This window comes from Planktothrix serta PCC 8927, from assembly GCF_900010725.2.
In the GTDB taxonomy this organism is placed as follows: Bacteria; Cyanobacteriota; Cyanobacteriia; order Cyanobacteriales; family Microcoleaceae; genus Planktothrix; species Planktothrix serta.
Genome location: NZ_LR734882.1, coordinates 81,834 through 103,681 on the forward strand (window position 1 = coordinate 81,834; position 21,848 = coordinate 103,681).

A 21,848-nucleotide genomic window follows, 5' to 3' on the forward strand; every position below is an offset into this window, starting at 1 on the left:
CTTTATTCTTCCTCTACTGCTGGTTCTAATAAAACTTCTAATATTTTATCCCATGTATCAAAAAAATCATCGGGCCATTTATCAATTCGTCCATTTCGATCTATGCGAGGCGATATTAATTCTGCTTTATGTTGTTGATCTTTCTGAAAAAAATGTAATTGAACCTTGTGAGGATTCAACTGACCACTATGAACCGCTAAACGTATCCCATTCAAGACATGATCGCTATGGGTTTCTATAACAATTTGAACCCCACAGCTAGCTGCCAGTGCCAAGAGTTGCCCCATTTGAGATTGTCCTTTAGGATGGAGATGAGATTCGGGATTTTCAACCAGAATTAAAGTTTCAGGTTCAGCAGCCAGAATTGCTACTAAAATAGGTAAACTATATGTTACTCCAAAACCCACATTAAAGGGACTATAACCTCCTCTACTTCCTTTAAAAGAATATTTAAGTGTTACAATCTGGGTTTGTATATTTTGTTCAGTTTTGATTGAAATTCCTGGGCTTATTTCTCCCATCCAAGCATCAACTTGATCTTTTAAACTGTCTGATTTTGCTTTAGGATGACTTAATTTTTTATTAGGAATATCTTGATTTCCAAAAGCGTCTAAAAAATGAGTTGCATACTCTCCATTTATTCCAAGTTGTTTTTTTTGAATCACATCAAACTCTGACATTTGGTATGAGCTTTGAGGCCCAATTCGTTCTGCTTTTAAGTAATAAAAATTATCCTTAAAAATGCTGGATTTATAAATTTCAGGTTCAACTTTCTCTGATACCACTTTTAAAATATCTAATTCTTTAGAAGAACTAAAGCACCATATTCCTTTCTGTTCATTTTCTAAATCTATTTCAAATCTAATTAATTCATCTTCTGCATACTCAAAAAGTGCGTCTTGTCCTGTACCAATATATACTTGTTCATCCTTTAAAATTAAACCCTTGTTAGGAAGCAAGTCTCTCTGGTATGAACGACGTAACAGCATCAAAGCTTGTAATACTGAAGATTTTCCGGTACTATTTAAACCTGATAATAAGGTCAAAGGTTTAAAAGAGATGCTTTGATCTTGAAAAGACTTAAAATTGATTAGCCGTAAATTTTCAATCATTACAACACTTCCTTAATAATTGTTTCAATATGGGCTAAACGTTTTTTGACACTTTCTTTATTTCCTGTCTCTCTATAAATTGTAGCATCAAATTCACCGTTTTGTTTTCTATTTAAAAGATTAAAATACAAATCATCTTTGCGATGAATTAAGATTTGTATAGCATGATCATCTAATCGATCTAAGTTAACAGACCAAGCCTCAAATAGAGCTTTATTGATAGGATACCGTCTTTTCCGCTCAGGTGACTTGGGTTTACGAAAAGCATCTTTACCGAATATTTTAAAGGCTGCATCCATCGCTCGTTCAAAACGTTGTTTTAATAATTCAATTTCTGGCTCACTCATTTGGTTTATCTGAGCCATTTTGTCATTTAAAAAAACATCATAATCTTTAAAATTATATTCAAAAGCATGACTATCAGTTAAGGCTAAAAATCTCAAAATACACTCCTGAGCCAACATTCTTTCATCTTTTAAACTTTTATCAGTAGCGTTTTTAAAAGGCTTTGATTTTGTTAGAGATTTTAATAAATCCGTCGCTTGACCTTGATTTTTAGCATAACGCATTTCCTGTGAAGACAAAGGAAAACCAACCCGATTAATTCGCTTATATAAGCTAAAAATTACATCTTTAGATGTTCCTCTTAAGATTAAAAATATAGTTAATTCTGTTTCTCTAATTCGTCGCCTTAAATAATTAGGAATATCAGAACATTTAGCTTGATTAAATTGATCTAAAAATTCCAAATTATTTAATTTTAAGCTTTCATCTATTAAAAATTCTTTAAAAGTTGTTAACCGTTGTATTCCATCAATAACAAACCATTCTTCTTCATTTGTTGCATCAATATAAAAAGCTGGAATTGGAAAACGAATTAAAACAGATTCGATTAATCTACTTTTAGCTACTTGAGTCCAAATTCCTTGATTTCTTTGAAACTCTGGAGCTAAATTCAGTTGATTATTTTCTAATCTCGTTAGAAGTTGCTGAACCGTCATGGGTCGAGTTGAAACACTAATAGAATCAGGATCAAAAAACTCTGAAATTGTTAGTTCATCATCTGAGTTGAATAACATAATAATTATTAGTAAAAATTTTCAAATTCTAGGCAAAGTTCTATCGCCTCTTGAATCCGCTGCATAAGCTCATCAAGGGATTTTGCTTGTGTATGACAACCTTTCAAACTAGGAACTGAAGCTACAAAATAACCATCAGAATCTTTCTCAATCAGTACATTAAATTCTTTAATCATTTTCTAACCTCTAGCTAAACCAAAATAGGAGCAAGTCTAGTCTTGCCCCTATCATCATAGATTGATTTTAGCTAATTTTGTCAATTAAACCTTCGCATCTTCCTTAACTAACTTATCCCAACCTAAATCCTTGAGACTGTTATTCCGACGTAACGGACGAGTGACTAACTCCAGAATATCCCGTGCATTGGTGAACCCGTGAGTTTGAGCAAAGGTAAATTCAACTGACCATTTCGTATTAATTCCCCGTGCTTCTAAGGGGTTGGCGTGAGCCATTCCGGTGATTACTAAATCCGGTTTTAACTCATAAATTCGTTGAATTTGATTGTAATTATCCGGTTTTTCTACAATTCTCGGTAACGGAACGCCCATCTCCTGACAGGTTTTTTCTAATAGTTTTAACTCCGCTTCTTGATAACGTTTATCCATGTAAGGAATGCCAATTTCTGGGCAAGTCATCCCGCAACGAATTAAAAATCGGGCTAAGGAAACCTCTAATAAATTATCCCCCATGAAAAACACCGATTTCCCGCGAATAATTTGCAGATAATCTTCCATACTCGCCCAAATTTGTGCTTCCCGTTCCTCTAAACCCTTGGGTTCAATATTAAAAACAGAGCAGATTTTTTCAATCCAAGCCCGGGTTCCATCGGGGCCAATAGGGAACGGTGCACCAATTAATTTACACTTACGACGACGCATTAATGTTGTAGCGGTTCGAGATAAAAACGGATTAACTCCAGCCACATAATACCCTTCTTCTAATACAGGTAATTCTGTATAGCGTTTTGCGGGTAACCAACCCGAAACTTTAATTCCCTGTTTCTTCAATTCTAAGGTTAAATTAGTAACAACCGGATCAGGTAAAGACCCAAATAAAACTAACGGCGGATGATTAGCATATTCCGATTCTTCTTGAGCAACATCTTCTTTTTGTTTGCCGAAATTCAGTAATTTTTGAATCGCATTTCGTTCATTTTTGTCCGTTTCGGCTACGGGTGCTTTATCAGGACAACGGACTGCCATTGCTGCTAATACGGTATCTTCCCCTTGAGTAAAAGCATAATCTAACCCGTTAGCTCGTGCAACCACAATCGGAATTCCCAGTTCTGCTTCTAATTTTGGCGCTAATCCTTCCAAATCGGTTTTAATAATTTCAGTGGTACAAGTGCCGATCCAAATAATCACGCTGGGGTTGCGATCGCGTTTAATTTGTAAACACAACCGCTTTAATTCATCATAATCATTGAGTTTAGCGGAAATATCCCCTTCTTCTAATTCTGCCATAGCATAACGGGGTTCAGCAAAAATCATCACCCCCATAGCATTTTGCAGAAAATAGCCGCAGGTTTTTGTACCAATTACTAAAAAGAAACTATCTTCAATTTTTTGGTATAACCAAGCGACACAACTAATCGGACAAAAGGTGTGATAATTTCCAGTTTCACACTCAAAAGTTAAACCTTCCGGTTGTGGTTGAGCAACGGTCATAATTTTCTCCTCTTAATCGGATGTTAGTTAATCAAAATTTGACAAGACTATCCATGACTTAAAATCTTGCGGATTCAAAGTCTAACCTCGATTAAGGATTAGGGAAACTAAGCCGGGAAATTATTTAAAATCCGACAGGGAAATTTCATCATCATCATCTGAAGAACCGGTTAACCCTTCGATATCAATATCGTCCATGTCTCCAGTGGTTAAATCACCCATATCGTCGAGATTAAAATCCCCTAAATCATCGGATGAAAAATCATCATCCCCTAATCCTAAATCGTCTAAATTATCTCCGGTATCGAGATCCAGGCCATCGGAAGAGCTATCTCCCAACCCGAAATCACCGAGATCATCACCCAGACCGGAATCTGTATCTCCTAATCCAAACTCATCTAGGTCATCGGAACCCAGGTCGTCAGCTTCTAAGCTGATTTCCCCATCCAGGTCATCCGCCGCCAGAACTTCCGACTCTAAACCCAGATCGTCCATACCATCAGAACCGAGATCATCGGAAGATTCCAAACCGAAATCGATATCCTCGCTGACGTCTGTATCGCCGCCCAGTTCAGTGTGAATGTTGTCGTCCCAAACATCAGACTCGGTATCGATGTCTAATTCAGCCGATCCCGTTTCCGACTCTAAACCCATATCCAAATCATCAGATTCAAGTTCATCGGACTCTAAACCCATATCCAAATCATCAGATTCAAGTTCATCGGACTCCAAACTCATATCCAGGTCATCAGATCCAAGTTCATCGGACTCCAAACTCATATCCAAATCATCAGATTCAAGTTCATCGGACTCTAAGCCCATATCCAGGTCATCAGATTCAAGTTCATCGGACTCTAAGCCCATATCCAGGTCATCAGATCCAAGTTCATCGGACTCTAAGCCCATATCCAGGTCATCTGCACTAAAAGCTTCTGATTCATCATCTAACTCTAGATCAAAGCCCTCATCGGCTACGTCAGCGGCCTCTGTGTCGATATCTAAACCTAGATCTTCATCGACATCAGGATCAAAATCCTCCATGCCGATCTCATCGATGGTGACTTCATCCTCATCCTCGGCTTCGAGCGTAAATTCATCGGAGTCATCCTGGGAGTCGGCAATCACCGCAGCCCCTCCGACAACAGCCGCAGCACTGGCAACCGCTACAGCAGCACCCGCAACATTGAGTTGTTGTACCGGAGTCACTTCCTCCTCTAAATCCAAGGCTGATGGAGGTGCCGGAGGATGGTAACCAGGGACAGATTGAACTGGAGACTTAGAGTAACCAGGGGCAGTTTGAACGGGAGTCTGGGGTTGATAAGCTGGAACTGCTGCCGTTGCAGGTTGTTCCGGTGTAGACCTAATACCCAACGCTAAATCCGGGTCAAAATTCAGTCCCAAAACATCAATCAGTTTTTCGGGGTCTGGATTTAGCTTTGAGAAGGGTAACATCAGTTGGGCCGCCTCTGGGTCAAGGGCATTGATCGTTCCCAAAATGAGGGATGAGGCAGGTCTTCGACCCCCATCAGGGGTCGGTATTGAATTCAAATCCATTTGCAGTACCAGCCATTCCCGATTGGCTTGGTAATATTGCAACCACTTATCTTTAAGTGCAGTGGAAAAGTCTTTGAAGAAAGCCATAACCTCTATATCCTCATCCTGAGATAGCTAGACATATTAAACCATCATCAGGTCTAGCTCATCTTCGTGACTTTGAGCAAGGGGTTTGTTCGGATTTAGGTAAAAATCTGATAACAGGGAGAATAATTCCCGATCTGGTGTGTCTTGGGGGACGACTCCTTCGGGTTGGGACAGGAGTTGATCAGCAATATTCAGATAATAATCACAAACGTAGTGGAGGGATGGATCGGTTTCGGCCATCTCAAACAGGGTTTTCCCTTTAACACGGGACACCCGAATATCCTCGATTAAGGGTAACACTTCTAAAACGGGCATGGGAACGGCTTCAATATATTTTTCAATCAGATCCCGTTTGGATGTCCGGTTACCAATTAACCCGGCTAACCGTAGGGGGTGAGTCCGGGCTTTTTCGCGTACCGAGGCGGCGATGCGGTTAGCGGCAAATAGGGCATCAAAGCCGTTATCAGTGACAATGACGCAATAGTCGGCATAGTTGAGAGGGGCAGCAAAACCACCACAAACCACGTCCCCTAAGACGTCAAACAGGATGATATCGTATTCGTCAAAGGCGTTGAGTTCTTTCAGGAGTTTAACGGTTTCCCCTACCACATAACCGCCACATCCTGCACCTGCTGGAGGGCCACCTGCTTCGACGCAATCGACACCCGCATAGCCTTTGTAAATCACGTCTTCCGGCCAAATATCTTCGTAATGAAAGTCTTTTTCCTGCAAGGTATCAATAATTGTGGGAATTAAAAATCCCGTGAGGGTAAAGGTGCTGTCGTGTTTGGGGTCGCAGCCAATTTGCAGGACTTTTTTACCCCGTTTGGCTAAAGCGGCAGAGATATTACAGCTTGTGGTTGATTTACCGATTCCGCCTTTACCGTAGACTGCTAATTTCACGCTTGTTTCTCCTTAATCGGTTTTTATTAAAAACTGTTGATTGTTGACTGTTGACGGGCGGGTTTACCCAGGTTTTGCTTTATTAGCAAAGATCCGGTGGAACCCGCCCCTACTGCTAGAACAGTGCTTTTCTGGGTTTGATACAGCCATTATTGCCATAACTGCTTCAGAAAATAAAGGGGTGAGTTTAATAAATTAGGCTATAAATTCGAGCTTTATTGTGGATTAAGGATTAATTTTAATTTAATCATCTCAGAATCATTTTCAAGCTTTTATTTATTATTATACTATTTTTTATATAAACTTTTTTATAAAAATAGTTACAATAAGCAAAAAAATGAAAAGAGGAGTGGATGCAAATGTCCAAAAGTGACCCGGATGATCACCCCTGAGCCTAGATAGTTAGGAGTGTTGACCCAGGGTTTCCCTGGGTAAAATTTTGATGAATATTAAATCTTTAGGGTGTAATTGAGGAATTTTTTCAAAAAATTACTAAGCAATTTTACTGATTATTCTCAGGAAAAATTATCAAAAACCCCAGGCTCAAAATAAACGCAGTTAAATGTTAATTTTTGTAAAATTCTCAGAGCCACAGTGGATTAAAAACCCGGTTTCTCCAAGAAACCGGGTTTTTGGGGTCTATCCCTATTAAAATCAAGACTTATATTGCTTATAACTATGAAGATTTTACAAGACTATACGATTGTTACCCGTCCTGATGATAATGGAACATTTGTGGCTTATGTTCCAGCAATTTCGGGTTGTCATGCTTGGGGAAAAAGTTCAGAAGCAGCTTTATCTGAATTAGTTTATGCTTTTGAAATGATTCAGGAAGAATATCAAGACAGAGGAGAAACATTACCAACTGATAACTGTTTACTGATAACTGTTTACTGATAACTGATTAAGGGGTATAAATAACACTAAAATAAATTCCATCATCTTGAATATTATTGCCCCGATCATCAATACCAATCAGGGGAAGACCATAATCCAGACGCAGATTTAATCCTGAAACAGGTTGCCAAATTACGCCTAATCCTGCACCTGCTAAAAAGGTTTTACCAATAATCCGGTTAGGGTTGCGGTCATGATTCCAAACCCCACCAAAATCAATAAAGGGAGCTAGTTGAAATACAGGTTCAGAGTCTTGATTACGATCGAGAGTAATTCGATCTTCAAGGGAAATCCGAAAACCATTATCTCCAGCCCGCACGTTTTGACGATATCCTCTGAGGGATAGTGCGCCTCCAATGACAAATTGTTGAGCCGGAAATAACGGATCAGCCGATAATTGAATATCCCCTTGTGCAATCAGCAGGTTATCTTCGCCAAGACGTTGTACCCGTTGGACTTGACCTAACCAACTGAAAAAAGCAGCGTTGGGTGTACCAACATCTGTAGCGCCGAGGATATCTAAACCCAGGTTAAATTGCGATCGCAAAGCCCAAGCCCCTTCTGTATCCCGAATTACATAATCCTGTCCAAATTTTAAAACACTGGTGCGAGTATACCCTTTACTATCTGGCCCGGATGCAAAGGGTTCTCCGTTATCATCTAAAAGGGTTTGACTGTCTTGAAACGCAAAACCAAAAGACAACGCTAATTCAGCGATAGGGTTACGGATAATCGGTTGACGATAGCTAATTTCATAGCGTTGAGATTTCCCCTCAATATTCAACGCATCAAAGGGATCTTGAGTAATGCGATTTCGGTAAGGTTGGAGTCGCAGTTGTATTGTTCCGTTCATGGGGTTGATGGGAATACTATACAACGCATCAATAATATCCGACTCCCCATTAGCAATTAAGCGAGTGGTATTGTAGGACAGTCCTAGAAAGTCTCCTCGACCCGTGAGGTTAAGATGACGGACACTAATCCCCATGCGTTCTGAACCGATACTGGGGGGGGAATAGTTATCAATATTCAGACTTACCCCAAAAGGCGGCGCTTCCACTACGCGCACAATTAAAATACTTTGGCCTTCTTGGGTTCCAGCCCTTAAACTGGCTTCTACACTTTCAAATAAGGGGTTAATTCTTAAGAGTCGCAATTGATCTTCTAAAGCGGCGGTACTGAGGGGTTTTTCAGCGCCTAAACGAATGCGACTGGTGATATAAGACGGATGGAGGCGTTTTATCCCTTCAACTTCAATATTTTCTAAGGTTCCTTCTATGACCTGAATCTCGACAATGCCATTATTGATCGTTTGTTCAGGAACAATTGCCCTAGAGGTAATATAACCCCTTTCTAAATAAATGGCTGTAATTTGATCGGCGAGTTCCCGCAGTTGGGTCAGGGTGACGGAACGATTTTCCAGAGGGGTCACTAAGGTTTGAATTTCCTCTGATGTCAGAATTGTACTCCCTGTGACGTTAATCGTTTGAACGGGAATAGGGGTTTCATCCGTTGGCGGAGTTGGGGGTTCCGGGGTTGGAGTGGGTGTTAATTCAGGGGTTGGCGGAGGTTCGGGTTTCGGGGGGATCGGGGGTCGAGGTAAAAATCGATCTCTGTTAGGATCAGGTTGGGGAACTTGCGGGGGGATATTAATTTGGGCTAAATTAGGACAATTTTGAAGATCACAAAACTCCCCAGAAGCGGGAGAGAAAAGAGAATTATCGTTCTGTATTGAGATATCCCCAAAGGTCAAGGTTTGTAGCGGCGCAATTGGAGGAATATAGGCGAGTTCAGAGGGAGTAATTGTTGAATGGGGAAGAAATACTGTTGAGGGGACAACGTTAGTCTCGTGTTCAGTTGTTAGAGGTTCGGGGGTTTCCTCAGAAAAGGAGGTTAACCTTGAAGATTCTTGAGAAAGACCTTGACGAGGAAATAAAGATAAAACCAGTAATAGGGTACTGGTCACAATCATTCCACACTGATGAAATTTTCTAAGATTTTTACTCCTACCCATAGAATGCCTATTTTTTTTCAGTTATCAGTAAACAGTTATCAGTAAATAGTTATCAGTAAATAGTAATCGATAAACTGTCTCTTGAGGTGATTACTGATAACTGGTAAGGGCGGGGTGACCCCGCCCCTACGACGGATTACTGATTGGTTTGAATTTTCAGGATGGGAGCCTCAAGAATAGCTTGAGCTTTGTTTTTTTGATTCTGAGTTATTGTTTGATTCGGATCAAACCCAATAGATTTTAAGAGTTCATTCCACTGATTTTTGATAGTGGAATCTGTGGATTTTTCCAATCGTAAAGCCGCTAAAGTTGCCATTGTTTCATACCAAAGTCCCTCTTGGGCGTATACTTTTAGTTTTTCTAATGGATCTTGAGTTTGTTCTAATTGACGTTTTTGATCTGCACTTAAAGCAATGGGATTAATCCATCCACTAACGAGAATATCATTAGAAGAATCACCGTTACTGCATTTAATTGTTAGATACCAGCGATAATTTTTATTTTCTTCTAAGGTAATAAATTTAGAGTTCGGAGACCATTGAATTCCCACAATTCCAGGGCGATCAATACTCAAAGGAAATGTGGTTTTGTAGAGGGTTTTATCGGTTTCATCTGTAATTTCAAATTCTAATATCTTTTGATCGAGTGTCCCTGGAATATAAAGAAAAAATGCGGGTTGACCTGATGCTGTGCGCCCCATTGTAGACTCTGGAATTAACGCGGTAATCGGACTGGGACAATTTGTCCCGCGAGTTCCACCCCCTTCCCGACGCCCCGGTATACCCCGTTGAGGAGGGGTAAAGGCATTCCAGTCTGTAAAGGGTGAATTACCCGTTGGAGAGGGTTGTTCAGGTTGCTGAACCCTGTCTCCAGACCCAGGAGTGACCGCTCCTTGTCCCTCTCTTCCATCGGGAGGTGAGGACACTGAATGGGCTGCGGGTACAATCAAACTATTAGTAACAACGATTTGCAACAATAACGTTAGTCCAAGCGTTGCACGGTGGAGGAAAAACATTGGCCTAGCCATAATTAATGACGCTCACCGATCAGCAGAGTAGCATTTCTTGACAGAACTATTGTATCCAATGTTCCTGCGAAATTTGTCAAAATCTGTGCTTAATCTTAAATGTTTGAGTCGAAATCGGATTTTAGGAAAATTTCGGCTTTGTCAGCGCTCCTAAATCTGAAGTTTGATATCATTCACTGACTGAATATCCTGATTTCATCCCAATGGCAATTTCTATGAATCTTAACTCACCGACTTTGGGAAAAAATACCAAGTTTAAACCCCGAACAATTCGACCGATGGGAGTTTCTGCTTTACATGGCTTAACTGGGGTAGGAGACTCCCTATTTGCTATTGATACCTTACGCGGATTTTTACTTCAAATTGACCCGAAAACGGATAATGCAACGGTTGTTAATCCTGATTTAACTTTAGCGTTTAGAGATGTTACAGGTTTAGCTCTTTGGGGGGATACACTCTGGTTTACTCGCGGGAATGAAGTTTATTATTGTCCCCATGTAATTCAAGGGAATTCTATTGTTAATCTTGAGCCTCAATTGTTTATTCAATTACCCTATCATGCCACCGGAATTGCGGTTTGGGAATCCACACTTTATTTCGCTTGCGATCGCATCGGATCTATTCTCGTTTATAGTCAAAATACAAAACAGGAAATTACCCGGTTTTATGCTCCCGGAATTGGGGTAGAAAACCTGACGATTAGAAATGAAGAATTATGGGTTTGCGATCGCGAAGAACAAACGGTTTATTGTTTAGAAAGAGGAACAGGGGAAACAAGATTTAGTGTTTTAACACCGTTTGAATCTCCCAGTGGGTTAGCGTTTTATACCGATTCTGAAACAGGGGAAGAAGTTCTCTATGTGGCTTATGCTGGAGATGAACTGTATATCCGAGATAATCCCAGTTCCCCTGATCAATTTGAATTAGCTAGACGCGATCGCACGTTTATTCATCCCCTCTATTTTCATTATAATCAACAGGAAAACTACGCCACATCTAATGGCTATTTGATCGAGATGTCCTATGTGGAGGAGTTGGAACCTTTAGAAGCGGTTCATATCGAAAATTTAGAATGGCGAATTGCTTTACCTTCTAATACCAAACGCCAAAAAGTTTTAGAAGTTTCTCATATTGGAATTCCGTTTCGGGAAGAAATAGAAGAGGGGGAAAAAGTTGCGGTTTTTAACTTTAATCCTTTGACTTCGACGGAACGTTTAATTTTTGGTTGGAAAGCCTTGGTGGAAGTTCGGAGTATTAAATATCAAATTAATACCCGTCAGGTGGAAAATTTACCGAAATTGTCGTCCGATGTACTCCAAAAATATTTAGTTGATGATGATCATTTAGCGATGAATACTACGATTGTTCAGGAAGCAGCAAAAGCCGCTATTCGCAATGAAACGAATTTTCTCCGCCAACTTTTAAGTATTCGCAATTATGTTTATGATCAGTTATCCTATAGTCTAACCTCTAAGATTGAAAATCCTGATGTAGTTTTGAAGCGAGGAATTGGTTCCTGTGGGGAATATGTCGGGGTTTTATTAGCATTAGCACGATTAAATGGGATTGCTTGTCGTACTATTGGACGTTATAAATGTCCTCAATTTGCTGACCGTCGAGGAGTACCTTTAGAACCCGAATATAATCACGTTTGGTTAGAATTTTATATCCCCGGTTTCGGTTGGGTTCCAATGGAATCTAACCCCGATGATATTCAAGAAGGAGGGCCCTATCCCCTGCGATTTTTTATGGGATTAGCTTGGTATCATATTGAAATTGGTAAAGGTATCCGCTTTCAACGCTTAACAAATCAAGGTGTTGATGTTGACCGCGAAAAAGTCTCTTTGGGAACCTTAGCGATTAATCATGTTCGGTTTACCATTTTAGATGAGTTACCTGCGGTTTAAACGGTAGAAATCCAGGTTCTGGGTTGTTGGATGGGTGACAATCGATGAATTGATGTCATCTATCCTCCATTTTCAATTAAAATAGATAAAAACAGTTTTTTGAATTGACATGATGGAAGTTTTACAAGAGTTGACAATCGTTGATATTTTGGTATTGGTTGCTTTCTCAATGCTGCTAATTTTTACCGGGGGTGTAATTTATTTAACCGTCGCAGAATGGCGCGATCGCAGACGTAGAGAAGACGAAAAACGTCTACGGTAATAATGGGTAATGGGTAAAATTTGTAGGGGCGGGTTCACCGATCAATTATGTCACCTACCGATAATCTGAATAAACCCGCCCCCACCGATCAATTATGTCACCCACCGATCATCTGAATAAACCCGCCCCCACCCAAAGAATAATCCCAAATAACTATCACTGAATAACCATTAAATTGAATTAATTGTTAATTTTTCGGTGGGGTTGGGGCGGGTTTTTATAATTTGTTGATAGGTGTCAAATATTCAGGCGAACCCGCCCCTACAGGCCAGGTACAATAGATAGGGTAAAATGATGTTCAATCGGGCGTGATCGCTCTTTTCCGTGAAAGTTGTAATCAATCTAAAATGCTACCGAGAGATATAATCATGACACCAACTATCAAAGAACCAATGGGAAAAATTACCACAACGTTGACAATCACAAATCGGCTAGACCAAGGTAAGGCGGAAGATAATCTAATTCCTGCCGATCGAGTCCGTTCTATTACAATAAAAGATGTGCTGGTAGATACGGAAGCAACTACTTTATGCTTGCCGCAGGATGCGATCGCTCAACTCGGTTTAAAACTTCTGAAAACCGTACCTGTAGCAACGGCAACTGGTATCGGTACGGCACGCATTTTTGAAGATGCAAAAATTTCATTAATGGGAAGAGACGCGACTTTTGAGTGCATAGAATTGCCCGCAGGAGCAGATCCGTTATTGGGCGTTATCCCCTTAGAAGCTTTGGGTATTGAATTAGATTTGCAGAAACAAACTCTCGTGCTTTTGCCGCTGAGTCCTACAGCCAGTTATTTAAGAATTTGAATTTTATTTTAATGTCTGATCGACTTTTATTATTCAGAGATAGTATTTGGATCGATCGGCACAATTCCTTCGTTGGCATAGCGAGTAAAATCCTTAACATTTAGCGTCAAAATGTGTGCTGCACCGTTTGCTTTCATAATAGCCACAAGACGGGCATCATGTACTTGAACTCCCGAAACTCTGTATGTGACAACTAACCTACGCCATTCGGAGTAAGTTAGATTTGTGTCGGGAAACAATGGAAAAAGACGCTCGATCCGCCGTAAAAGAAGATCTGCATCAGCAGGAGTCAATCCAATGCCATTTTTCTCGATCGGGCGAGTAACAACATTCCAAAACTCAACGCAGTTTTGTGATGCTAGTTGCAGTTTATATCCATCTTGTCGCAATTGTTTTACGGCAGTTCGGATTACAGGATATAAAGGATGAGAGCGATCTGCAAACCGCAGCAAAATATTCGTATCCACAAGGCATAACATTGCTTTGACACACCTCGCCCTATAAGTGCGAGGATTCTTTAGAAGGAGATAACCCGATGGTCATTGCTCGAACCACAACTCCCAAAACCATTCTTAGGCGTGTTCTAGTGTTGTGCGACAGGCGATGCCAATTGCCTCTACTCTCTCGCCCCGAAGGGTCTGAGCCTACTTTTAAGTCGTTTTTCACTCACTCGCTTAATCGTTTCTGCTTGTGGGGGCTAGAACTAGAGTGTCAACACCGGTTCAACCATTTCGGTTAAACGCCCTTTAACTAGAGCGTCCCACCACTGGGAATCTCACCCGTCAATTAAGGTCATCGTGGCTTTAATTATTCTAATCCCAGTTCAAATTAATGTAAAGCCTAACTAGAAGTTAGGGGTTTCTACCCAAATTTTTCGATGAATGATCCTCATAGATACCAGCACGACTGACCGCAAAATCCGATAGCGTAGGGACATTTACTCCCCTGTTTTTAATGAACTCATCAGCCAATTCATCTAAAAGTATTTCAAACTCGCGATCGCCGATCTCTGCATCAGAATCACTTACTGTTGATAACAGGCTCGGCGCTGACTGCCAGTTTAGGAAATCAACAAAGGTAAGAACAACTTCTAGTTGCGGTTTACCTAAATAACGCAGCTTACTTACAATGCTTTCAATTACAGCTTCCATACATTTATAGCTGAACTTTAATAGTGATTAATTTCATACAATTATAGCATAAATATTAAATATGGCTATATAGTTGGTGCTAACCCAGCCCCTGTCAGTGGGTGTTAAATATCTGGGCAAACCCAACCTGCAAGGTATGGGCAACTTTAGATTGACCCTCTTTTCCCCTGCATTGTGTCATCAAATTAATGAAATAAATCAATCTTAAAATACAGAATTGCTAAATAAGAAATTAACCAAATTAATAAACTCCATTTAATCGTAGGATCTTGGATTAAAATGCGAGTGGGTTCTTCTCCTTCTGCTAAAACTGTGACTAACCATTTATAGTGCATTACTGCATAATAAACAATCGGAACTGTAATCACTAAAGAGGGATTTTTACCGGATGTAATTGTAAATAAAGCATAGCACATAATCGTTATTGTTGCTGTGCTATTGAGCAGAGAATCTAAATAGGGTAAGGTATATTGAGAGAGAACGGGACGTTGTTGGTTTTTTCTGCCTCGTTGATAAAATAAGTGCAAATAAGAGCGTTCTAAATCGGGTAATTTTGAACCCTCTTGTGTTGATAGTTCAGACTCAAAGTTTTCTTGATAATTTTGAAGATGTAAGAGCGATAAGAGTTCAGAACGTCGTTTAGAAAAACCTAAAAATAGAGTCAGAAAAAAGGTACATAAAACAATCCAAGCTGTCGGTATATCTCCTAACGCATAAATTCCCGCTAACAGCCTTAAAACAAAGCCAAAGGCGATACAACTCACATCAAATAAGGGTAAATTTTTGAGCTTGAGAGAATAAGCAATATTGTTAATCGTGTAGAGTAAAACGCAAATTAATGTAGATATTCCTAACGAATAAGCCCCTAAAAATGAAACCGTTGCTAAACAGAATGCGATCGCTAATCCTATTTTAATCGAAACTTGACCACTGGCAATAGGACGATATTTTTTTTTCGGATGGAGGCGATCGCATTCTCGATCTTGAATATCATTAAAAATATAAATTGCTGATGCGATCGCTGAGAAAAAGATTACTGTTAATGCTGATAACAAAATCGCCTGGGGTTGTAATAGTCTTCCCCCAAATAAAAGTCCGGCTAGACAGAATAAGTTTTTTGTCCATTGGTGGGGACGTAGGAGTTTAATAATCACGGTTAACGGCTTTGCACTGAGCTTGCTTTGCACTGAGCTTGTCGAAGTGTCGAAGTGTCGAAGTGTTGACTGTTGATGGTATTCTTCCCTTTCCTCCGGCTACAAATTTAACGAGACATAATCATAATTCCAGCCACAATCAAGCTTAATCCTATCATTTGATTTAACCCAAAACGTTCTCCTAAAAATAGGTTTCCCATCAATGCAACCAAGCTAAAACCAATCGCTGCAAAGATGGGATAAGCTATTGATACAGGTAAGTGATCTAGGGCTTTAGCAAAGACAATCAGATTAATTCCATAGACTAAAATTGCGGCAATAAACCAAGGAGATAAGAGTAGAGTTAATAAACTGGGATCGGGGGCTTCTAAGCGGGATTTTTTGAGTAATAAATTGCCGATTCCGGTGTTAATGGCGGCGATTAAAACTAAACTCCATGACATCCAGTTAACTGAGTTGATATTGTTCACGGTTTGTTATTAGAATAGGAGATTGAATTATTTTTAATCATCCTTAAAATGTTAGATGGTGCGTGCGCTGGGCTTACGCACCCTACAATTAAGTTAGGAGAGTTGTTTTAAGACCCAGAGTAGTTTTTCTTTGACGGGGCGACGATGGGCAGATCCCGCTTTTTCCGCTTGCAGTTGATTATAGTTCTTTTTAAACCAATCATAACTTTCTCGGAACATTTCATCATTAGAATATTTGGGTTTCCAGCCTAATTTTAGCAGAGGATCTACATCAAAATAAAATTCTTTGTGATAGGTTAAATAATGCCAAGGAGCTAAGGGACTTAACCCCATCCAGTCTAACAGTTGTAAGGTTCCAATAGTTAATCCAGTGGGTAAACTTTTAACCTGAGAATCTGTTCCTGCATATTCGATTAAATGTTCTAATCCTTCTCGTAATGTTCCAAAGCGATCGCTTCCTACATGATAGATTCCCGGTTGACCTAAATCCAATGCTAAAAGATAGGCATCCATCAAATCATGAGCATGAACAAACTGAAATTTAACGTCACCACTTCCAATGACATAAACGTTTTTTCCTTCTTGAATCCATTCAAATAATATCTGAAAAATTCCTAATCTTCCTTCTCCTAAAATCGTCCGAGGACGAATAACAATTAAGGGTAAACCCGCTTGATCACAGATGTCTCTAACTGCTAATTCTCCGGCTAATTTTGCCCGTCCATAAATTTCAACGGCTTTAGTGGGGGTATCGTTAGTAATCGGACATTCAGCATCACCAAATAAGGCGCTAGAACTCATGTGAATAAAGCTTTTAACCCCGGCTTTAACCGCTTCTTCGGCGGCGATTTTACTCCCTTCTACGTTGACTTCCCAGAATTGATTACCGGATTTTGTTAGGGGAACTAAAGCTACATTATGATGGACAATATCAATTCCTTTCATAGCGTTTGCTACGCCATTGCGATCGCAAATATCACAATTAATAAATTCAATCTCTGGGGGACGGGTCGGATCTTCCCAAATATCTAAAATTTTAACATCTTCCCCTCGTTCAGATAATCGACGGGCAATTAAATTGCCTAAAAAACCTGATCCTCCTGTGATTAAATGTTTCATAATGAAGTTATTGTTGATTTTTAAAAGAATTTTTACTGCAATTAAATCTGATTAAATTATAAACTAAAGCTCCCCATTCGTAAAGTAGATGAGCAGGTAAATAATGATAATATACAAGACGGAGTGGCATTGTTCGATTTGCTAGTTCAGGATGAGAAGTAATCACCTGTTGAACGTTATAGCCACAGAGTTTAAACATTAACTGACTCCGCAGTGCATGGGGTTGATTACAATATAAAATCACTTCTCCTAACGGCCATTGTCCCTGTTGTTCTAGCCATTTTCTTAATAATCTAGCATTATCAAAAGTATCGAGATAGGGACGATCTTTAACGTTTTCAGGAACAAAAACCTGGAGTTCAGGACGATAATGTAGGAGATATTTTGCAGCATACTGTTCTTCTGATTTAGGACAATCAAAGGAATTACCTGGAGAAATATACACTTTTTCAGTTTCAGCAACCTGCTTTAAAACTTGTTTTAAAACTTCTTCAAAATAATTAGATAAAAAATAATCTTGAGCGAAGTCTTCTCGAAAAACTAATCCTTCTGTTACGACAATATGACTGACCATTCTTAATCTAATCCTCCATAATTCTTAAAGATCCATTTTAAACTTCTTCGCATTCCTTCTTCTAAAGAAATCGTGGGATGATAGCCTAATTCCCGTTGAGCTTTAACAACAGAACAAGCTATAGTTTTATTCATTTCTGAGAGAACATGAATCTTTTGGTGATAAAATCCTAATGTTTGTAAACTTCCATCAATAACTAAAGCAACTTCACTCGCTAACCCTGGTAATTTTAAGCGTTTATGAACACAAGATTGTTGAAATTCTTGTTCTAATAACTGTTCAATTGTATCAATAATTTCATTCATCGAGTAGGGACGTTCATCGGCTATCCAATAGGTTTCTCCGTTGGCTTTTTCTGTCATTGCTGCTAATAGTAATCCTTGACAAAGATTATCGACATAAGCCATAGATCTTAAATTAGTTCCATCGCCAACAATTGGCCCCTTTCCATCTCGAATCATTTTAAAAAATAGGGTTTGACGTTGGGGTTGATGGGGGCCATAAAACCAAGGAGGACGAATAATAACGGTTTCAATTTTTCCCTGTTGCTGATAGTTTTTTACAGCTAATTCCATGAACATTTTTGAGCGTCCATAGTTCATATAGGGATGATAGGGAGAGGTTTCATCAAATAAATGATCGGGATGGGGGTTACAACCACAGGGAGAATTAGAGGATACAATAATAGCTCGTTTTATTTTACTAGAAATCGCAGCATTTAATAGATTTTTAGTTCCTTCTACATTAATTTGATAAAATTCTTGAACTCGTTGAGGATGAATAATTCCTGCGGTATGAAATAAAATAGCATTTTCGGCATTTTCACAAAAGCGATCGCAATCTTGAGGATTTCGCAGATCTCCCACCATTACCTCAATATTGTTCGACAAATCTTTAAGACTGGAGAAGTCTTGACCGGGTAAAACTAGACAACGAATATTGAGGTTTTTACTCGGTTTAGATAAGAATTCCACTTCTGGAAATCCCTCAATTAATGCTTTCACCAATCGAATTCCCAACCAGCCCAGGGAACCTGTAACCAAAACCTGTTCGAGAGTGCTCATGTACTCCTCAGTTAACCTTATCCCAATAACTTTAAAACATTACGGATTAGCAAAAGTATTAATTTCTCCTCCCCCAATATAACGACCCGGAACACGATTAGGAACAGAAAAATTGGGTTGGTTTTGACCGATTTGACTCGGTTGTAGATTGGGATTGAAATTACTGGGGGTCATGTAGGTATTGGGTTGAAGGGGTTGAACCGTGCCGTAATTGCCTGTGTTAGGAGTGACCGAATAGGAGGGAATAGTATTATTTATCAAAGGAGGATTTAGGTTAGAATATCCGGGGTTAGAAACAGTTCCGGGTGTTACCGTTGGCACAGTCGGAACCACAGGAGGCAGGGTAACGTTGGTCTGATAGGGATTCTGAACGGGAAGGGGAACTGTACCGCCAGCAGGATTAGGATTGCTTCTGGGAACACTCCAACTGGGCTGGGTTGTTTGTCCTGTAATGGTGGAAGTTCCTGTAAACGGTGTTAGACCTACTGTTCCTGAGTTGGGATTTGTGAGTGTATTAGGAGAAAGGTTTGAGAGAGTTAAACCTTGGATTTCTGAGTTTGTAGTGGTTTGAGTTGCAGTCGTTGCGGATACTGCGCGATCGCTATTTCCTGCCTCTTGTCGTTGCAGAGAGTTCTGCATGGCTTGTTGTAAGGCAGTGGTCGCTGTTGGAGAATTTGCAGTTTCCGCCGAGGGTGACTCTAAGCCATTTAAACCTAAGTTGGGGTTAGAATTGGTAGGGGTTGGAGTATTACCAGAAACAGAATTAAGACGATTAGAAGAGGTGGAAGACTTTTCTTGTACAGGCGGTTGAGTTTCTAATCGTGTTCCTGAAAGTAAACTCTCTAATATTGGATTTGACCCAGAGGCGGGTTCAGAATTTTTAGCGGCATTTTGAGCTTGTTTGAGTAAATCGGTTTCAACAGTAATGGTTGTATTTAAAGGCGCAATGAATGAATTATTACTATTTAACTCGTCTAGTAATATTTTAGAACTATCAATATCCGCAGCAATCGATTTTTCTTCGGGGGTAAGTTGAGTCCCGGAACTATTATTATTAATCGTTGACTCTTGATCCAAGCTAAACCATTCGGGGTGCTCGGAAAACTGCCAAAAGAAAATTCCTACCACCGTCAGAACGCTAATGGAACCCCAAATTCGAGGTTGAAGGAGAAACTGCAATTCTTCACCTACAGCACGAATAGATTCAGGAAGTCGCTTATGAATAGACATCGCTTACAGGCAGCTTGTGACTGCGTTGAAAGGAACAGGAGCAAGAAAGAGCAGGGGGAGCAGGGACACGGTTGTTTTAAAGTCGGGTCAGAAAGAGTAAAGTTATGGTGATGGCAGCCTGATCAGGTTAAGAGCGATAGCGTAGCTGCTGCCTTACGGCATCGCAAATTTTCTATAAAACCCTATTAAATAGTTTAATAAAATATCTCCAAAAAGTCAAGGATTTTAGAGCCTGTCTGGGAAATTTGAATTTCAAATCATCTGACTCCCCCGTTTAATTTGTTCCCGTTCTATGGCTTCAAATAAAGCTCTAAAATTGCCTTCTCCAAAACCTTGAGCTTGTCGAAGTTGACCTTGAATAGCGCAAGTTTTTCGTTCAATAAATTCAAAGAAAAAGGTGGGTTTTTCAAAAATGGGTTGGGTAAAAATTTGTAAGAGCATGGCTTCTGGGGTTAAAGCTTCCCAATCTACTAAGATTTGGTGGGTTTTTAATTGTTCCCAATCGATGAATAAGGATTGATGATGCCAACGGTTTTGTAATTCCAGATAATATTCATCGGGAACGCTTAAAAAAGATAATCCTCTTTGTCTTAATTCTTTAACCTGTTGCACTAAATTTGAGGTTTTCAGGGCTAAATGTTGAATTCCTGAGCCTTGATTTAGATCTAAAAATTCTTGAATTTGGGAATTAGCCGATGTGGGTTCATTAATCGGAAACTGAACTTGACCTTGGGGATGAATCAGAACTTGACTTTGTAATCCAGAGCGTTCAGTTTGAATATCAAAACTTTGTTTAGGTTGAAATCCAAATTGATTTTGATACCCAGAAATTGCTGTTTTTAAATCCCCGGATTTTACATTTAAAACAACGTGATCAATGGCAAGTAACGTTGGGGAAGATAGGGGAAGAAGATCAGGAAAACCGGGAAGCAGTTTTCCGGTGAGAGATCCCGTTTGTTCAACTAAGGTATGACGTAACCCTTGCCATCCTTCCAGGGTTAACCATTTTAAAGTTTCTCCGTGATCGTGATAGAATTGTAAGGGAGAAATTACCCGAACCCCTTGTTTAAGAAGCTGTTCAACCCTTAATTCTAAATCTTGAACTTGAAAAGCGACATCCACCACACCGGGCGGATGAAGCTGCAAAAATTGAGTAACAGGACTCTCAACCGTTAGAGGCGAAGAGAATAGGAAATAAACTGAACCTTGATAGACGATTTCCGTTTGGGTGTGAGTAAGATTCTGACTCCCAATTCCTTGAAATCCTAGACTATGAATAAACCAATCCCGTGTTCGTTTGGCATCTTGAACATAGAAATGGATATGATCAAACTCCATAATTCATCGTTCAATAAGCAACAATATCATTAAGTTTAGAAGAATAAATGGCTTTCCGGTTGAATATTAATTTCCATTTTGTTCCACTGTTTTAAAATCCCTGCACCCGCAGCATTGATTAAAATATCAATTTGACCCAAATAATCGCTGGTTTTTTGGATTAAACTGTCCACTTGTTGGGGGTCAGTGATGTCTGTAGAAACGGGTAACACCTCCGTTGTTTCTAACTCCTTCGCCAAAGTTTGTAATTGGGTACTATTTCTGGCGACTAAGACCAGTTTAGTTCCGGTTTGGGCCAATTTTCGAGCAACGGCTGCTCCAATTCCCCACGTTGCACCCACAACAACAGCTACTTTGTTATTCATTTCCTTTACATTTCTTAATAATCATCTCCCTAGTATAACAAATATCCTGACTTCTGTAGAGATGC

22 protein-coding genes are annotated in these 21,848 nt (G+C 39.7%); 4 read left to right on the forward strand and 18 right to left on the reverse strand.

Annotated features, from left to right (window positions below):
• Positions 1 to 2: 2 nt before the first annotated feature.
• From PL8927_RS23735 to bchL, 6 genes are all read right to left on the reverse strand, one after another.
• Positions 3 to 1,112 (reverse strand): AAA family ATPase, encoded by a 1,110-nt coding sequence (locus tag PL8927_RS23735; RefSeq protein ID WP_083625927.1) that lies wholly within the window; start codon positions 1,110 to 1,112, stop codon positions 3 to 5.
• Positions 1,112 to 2,113 (reverse strand): DUF262 domain-containing protein, encoded by a 1,002-nt coding sequence (locus PL8927_RS23740; RefSeq protein ID WP_197047540.1) that lies wholly within the window; start codon positions 2,111 to 2,113, stop codon positions 1,112 to 1,114. The genes PL8927_RS23735 and PL8927_RS23740 overlap by 1 nt, the downstream gene beginning before the upstream one ends.
• Positions 2,114 to 2,199: 86 nt before the next feature.
• A complete protein-coding gene (locus PL8927_RS23745; protein WP_083625929.1) occupies positions 2,200 to 2,367 on the reverse strand; it encodes a type II toxin-antitoxin system HicB family antitoxin in 168 nt (55 codons plus the stop codon).
• Between the two features lie 84 nt (positions 2,368 to 2,451).
• Positions 2,452 to 3,858 (reverse strand): ferredoxin:protochlorophyllide reductase (ATP-dependent) subunit N, encoded by a 1,407-nt coding sequence (locus PL8927_RS23750; RefSeq protein ID WP_083625930.1) that lies wholly within the window; start codon positions 3,856 to 3,858, stop codon positions 2,452 to 2,454.
• A 120-nt stretch (positions 3,859 to 3,978) separates the two neighbouring features.
• On the reverse strand, positions 3,979 to 5,499 hold the full coding sequence (locus tag PL8927_RS23755; RefSeq protein WP_083625931.1) for a DUF5331 domain-containing protein: 1,521 nt from the start codon (positions 5,497 to 5,499) through the stop codon (positions 3,979 to 3,981).
• 36 nt (positions 5,500 to 5,535) lie between these two features.
• Entirely contained in the window at positions 5,536 to 6,402 is an 867-nt protein-coding gene (gene bchL, locus PL8927_RS23760; RefSeq protein WP_083625932.1) for a ferredoxin:protochlorophyllide reductase (ATP-dependent) iron-sulfur ATP-binding protein, read from the reverse strand.
• A gap of 678 nt (positions 6,403 to 7,080) precedes the next feature.
• On the opposite strand from bchL, the gene PL8927_RS23765 reads away from it, so the two are divergent.
• The gene (locus tag PL8927_RS23765; protein ID WP_083625933.1) at positions 7,081 to 7,299 is read left to right on the forward strand and encodes a type II toxin-antitoxin system HicB family antitoxin; all 219 of its coding nucleotides are present in this window, start codon (positions 7,081 to 7,083) and stop codon (positions 7,297 to 7,299) included.
• A gap of 7 nt (positions 7,300 to 7,306) precedes the next feature.
• On the opposite strand, the gene PL8927_RS23770 is transcribed toward PL8927_RS23765, so the two are convergent.
• Positions 7,307 to 9,265: a ShlB/FhaC/HecB family hemolysin secretion/activation protein gene (locus PL8927_RS23770; protein ID WP_231506127.1), complete on the reverse strand. Its 1,959-nt coding sequence runs from the start codon at positions 9,263 to 9,265 to the stop codon at positions 7,307 to 7,309.
• 184 nt (positions 9,266 to 9,449) lie between these two features.
• On the reverse strand, positions 9,450 to 10,340 hold the full coding sequence (locus tag PL8927_RS23775; protein ID WP_083625935.1) for a DUF928 domain-containing protein: 891 nt from the start codon (positions 10,338 to 10,340) through the stop codon (positions 9,450 to 9,452).
• A 215-nt stretch (positions 10,341 to 10,555) separates the two neighbouring features.
• Between PL8927_RS23775 and PL8927_RS23780 the strand changes: the two genes are divergently transcribed.
• From PL8927_RS23780 to PL8927_RS23790, 3 genes are all read left to right on the forward strand, one after another.
• A complete protein-coding gene (locus PL8927_RS23780; protein ID WP_083625987.1) occupies positions 10,556 to 12,247 on the forward strand; it encodes a transglutaminase domain-containing protein in 1,692 nt (563 codons plus the stop codon).
• 109 nt (positions 12,248 to 12,356) lie between these two features.
• Positions 12,357 to 12,509, forward strand: a complete 153-nt coding sequence (locus tag PL8927_RS23785; protein WP_156093309.1) for a hypothetical protein — start codon at positions 12,357 to 12,359, stop codon at positions 12,507 to 12,509.
• Positions 12,510 to 12,877: 368 nt separating this feature from the next.
• A complete protein-coding gene (locus PL8927_RS23790; protein ID WP_083625936.1) occupies positions 12,878 to 13,318 on the forward strand; it encodes a pepsin/retropepsin-like aspartic protease family protein in 441 nt (146 codons plus the stop codon).
• Between the two features lie 29 nt (positions 13,319 to 13,347).
• Here PL8927_RS23790 and PL8927_RS23795 read toward each other — a convergent pair whose 3' ends face one another.
• From PL8927_RS23795 to PL8927_RS23840, 10 genes are all read right to left on the reverse strand, one after another.
• Positions 13,348 to 13,785 carry a type II toxin-antitoxin system VapC family toxin gene (locus tag PL8927_RS23795; RefSeq protein ID WP_231506129.1) on the reverse strand — a complete coding sequence of 146 codons (438 nt, stop codon included), beginning with the start codon at positions 13,783 to 13,785 and terminating at the stop codon, positions 13,348 to 13,350.
• Positions 13,786 to 14,169: 384 nt separating this feature from the next.
• A complete protein-coding gene (locus PL8927_RS23800) occupies positions 14,170 to 14,469 on the reverse strand; it encodes a hypothetical protein (RefSeq protein WP_083625938.1) in 300 nt (99 codons plus the stop codon).
• Positions 14,470 to 14,654: 185 nt separating this feature from the next.
• Positions 14,655 to 15,656, reverse strand: a complete 1,002-nt coding sequence (locus PL8927_RS23805) for a UbiA prenyltransferase family protein (RefSeq protein WP_083625939.1) — start codon at positions 15,654 to 15,656, stop codon at positions 14,655 to 14,657.
• Between the two features lie 74 nt (positions 15,657 to 15,730).
• Positions 15,731 to 16,093, reverse strand: coding sequence for a DMT family transporter (locus tag PL8927_RS23810; RefSeq protein ID WP_269322033.1), 363 nt, complete (start codon positions 16,091 to 16,093; stop codon positions 15,731 to 15,733).
• Positions 16,094 to 16,186: 93 nt separating this feature from the next.
• Positions 16,187 to 17,212 (reverse strand): NAD-dependent epimerase/dehydratase family protein, encoded by a 1,026-nt coding sequence (locus PL8927_RS23815; RefSeq protein ID WP_083625941.1) that lies wholly within the window; start codon positions 17,210 to 17,212, stop codon positions 16,187 to 16,189.
• A gap of 7 nt (positions 17,213 to 17,219) precedes the next feature.
• On the reverse strand, positions 17,220 to 17,786 hold the full coding sequence (locus PL8927_RS23820; protein WP_083625942.1) for a YdcF family protein: 567 nt from the start codon (positions 17,784 to 17,786) through the stop codon (positions 17,220 to 17,222).
• 2 nt (positions 17,787 to 17,788) lie between these two features.
• Complete coding sequence (locus tag PL8927_RS23825; RefSeq protein ID WP_083625943.1) at positions 17,789 to 18,850, reverse strand: NAD-dependent epimerase/dehydratase family protein; 1,062 nt, start codon at positions 18,848 to 18,850, stop codon at positions 17,789 to 17,791.
• A gap of 39 nt (positions 18,851 to 18,889) precedes the next feature.
• Positions 18,890 to 20,080 (reverse strand): hypothetical protein, encoded by a 1,191-nt coding sequence (locus PL8927_RS23830; RefSeq protein WP_083625944.1) that lies wholly within the window; start codon positions 20,078 to 20,080, stop codon positions 18,890 to 18,892.
• 252 nt (positions 20,081 to 20,332) lie between these two features.
• Complete coding sequence (gene hppD, locus PL8927_RS23835; RefSeq protein ID WP_083625945.1) at positions 20,333 to 21,418, reverse strand: 4-hydroxyphenylpyruvate dioxygenase; 1,086 nt, start codon at positions 21,416 to 21,418, stop codon at positions 20,333 to 20,335.
• Between the two features lie 35 nt (positions 21,419 to 21,453).
• Positions 21,454 to 21,783 (reverse strand): SDR family oxidoreductase, encoded by a 330-nt coding sequence (locus PL8927_RS23840; RefSeq protein ID WP_083625946.1) that lies wholly within the window; start codon positions 21,781 to 21,783, stop codon positions 21,454 to 21,456.
• Positions 21,784 to 21,848 lie beyond the last annotated feature (65 nt).

Bases quoted from the DNA above. Each gene is read 5' to 3' on its own strand.
- PL8927_RS23735 (WP_083625927.1), bottom strand. From the start codon at position 1,112: ATGATTGAAAATTTACGGCTAATCAATTTTAAGTCTTTTCAAGATCAA.
- PL8927_RS23740 (WP_197047540.1), bottom strand. From the start codon at position 2,113: ATGACGGTTCAGCAACTTCTAACGAGATTAGAAAATAATCAACTGAAT.
- PL8927_RS23745 (WP_083625929.1), bottom strand. From the start codon at position 2,367: ATGATTAAAGAATTTAATGTACTGATTGAGAAAGATTCTGATGGTTAT.
- PL8927_RS23750 (WP_083625930.1), bottom strand. From the start codon at position 3,858: ATGACCGTTGCTCAACCACAACCGGAAGGTTTAACTTTTGAGTGTGAA.
- PL8927_RS23755 (WP_083625931.1), bottom strand. From the start codon at position 5,499: ATGGCTTTCTTCAAAGACTTTTCCACTGCACTTAAAGATAAGTGGTTG.
- PL8927_RS23765 (WP_083625933.1), top strand. From the start codon at position 7,081: ATGAAGATTTTACAAGACTATACGATTGTTACCCGTCCTGATGATAAT.
- PL8927_RS23775 (WP_083625935.1), bottom strand. From the start codon at position 10,340: ATGGCTAGGCCAATGTTTTTCCTCCACCGTGCAACGCTTGGACTAACG.
- PL8927_RS23780 (WP_083625987.1), top strand. From the start codon at position 10,556: ATGAATCTTAACTCACCGACTTTGGGAAAAAATACCAAGTTTAAACCC.
- PL8927_RS23785 (WP_156093309.1), top strand. From the start codon at position 12,357: ATGATGGAAGTTTTACAAGAGTTGACAATCGTTGATATTTTGGTATTG.
- PL8927_RS23790 (WP_083625936.1), top strand. From the start codon at position 12,878: ATGACACCAACTATCAAAGAACCAATGGGAAAAATTACCACAACGTTG.
- PL8927_RS23800 (WP_083625938.1), bottom strand. From the start codon at position 14,469: ATGGAAGCTGTAATTGAAAGCATTGTAAGTAAGCTGCGTTATTTAGGT.
- PL8927_RS23815 (WP_083625941.1), bottom strand. From the start codon at position 17,212: ATGAAACATTTAATCACAGGAGGATCAGGTTTTTTAGGCAATTTAATT.
- PL8927_RS23820 (WP_083625942.1), bottom strand. From the start codon at position 17,786: ATGGTCAGTCATATTGTCGTAACAGAAGGATTAGTTTTTCGAGAAGAC.
- PL8927_RS23825 (WP_083625943.1), bottom strand. From the start codon at position 18,850: ATGAGCACTCTCGAACAGGTTTTGGTTACAGGTTCCCTGGGCTGGTTG.
- PL8927_RS23830 (WP_083625944.1), bottom strand. From the start codon at position 20,080: ATGTCTATTCATAAGCGACTTCCTGAATCTATTCGTGCTGTAGGTGAA.
- hppD (WP_083625945.1), bottom strand. From the start codon at position 21,418: ATGGAGTTTGATCATATCCATTTCTATGTTCAAGATGCCAAACGAACA.
- PL8927_RS23840 (WP_083625946.1), bottom strand. From the start codon at position 21,783: ATGAATAACAAAGTAGCTGTTGTTGTGGGTGCAACGTGGGGAATTGGA.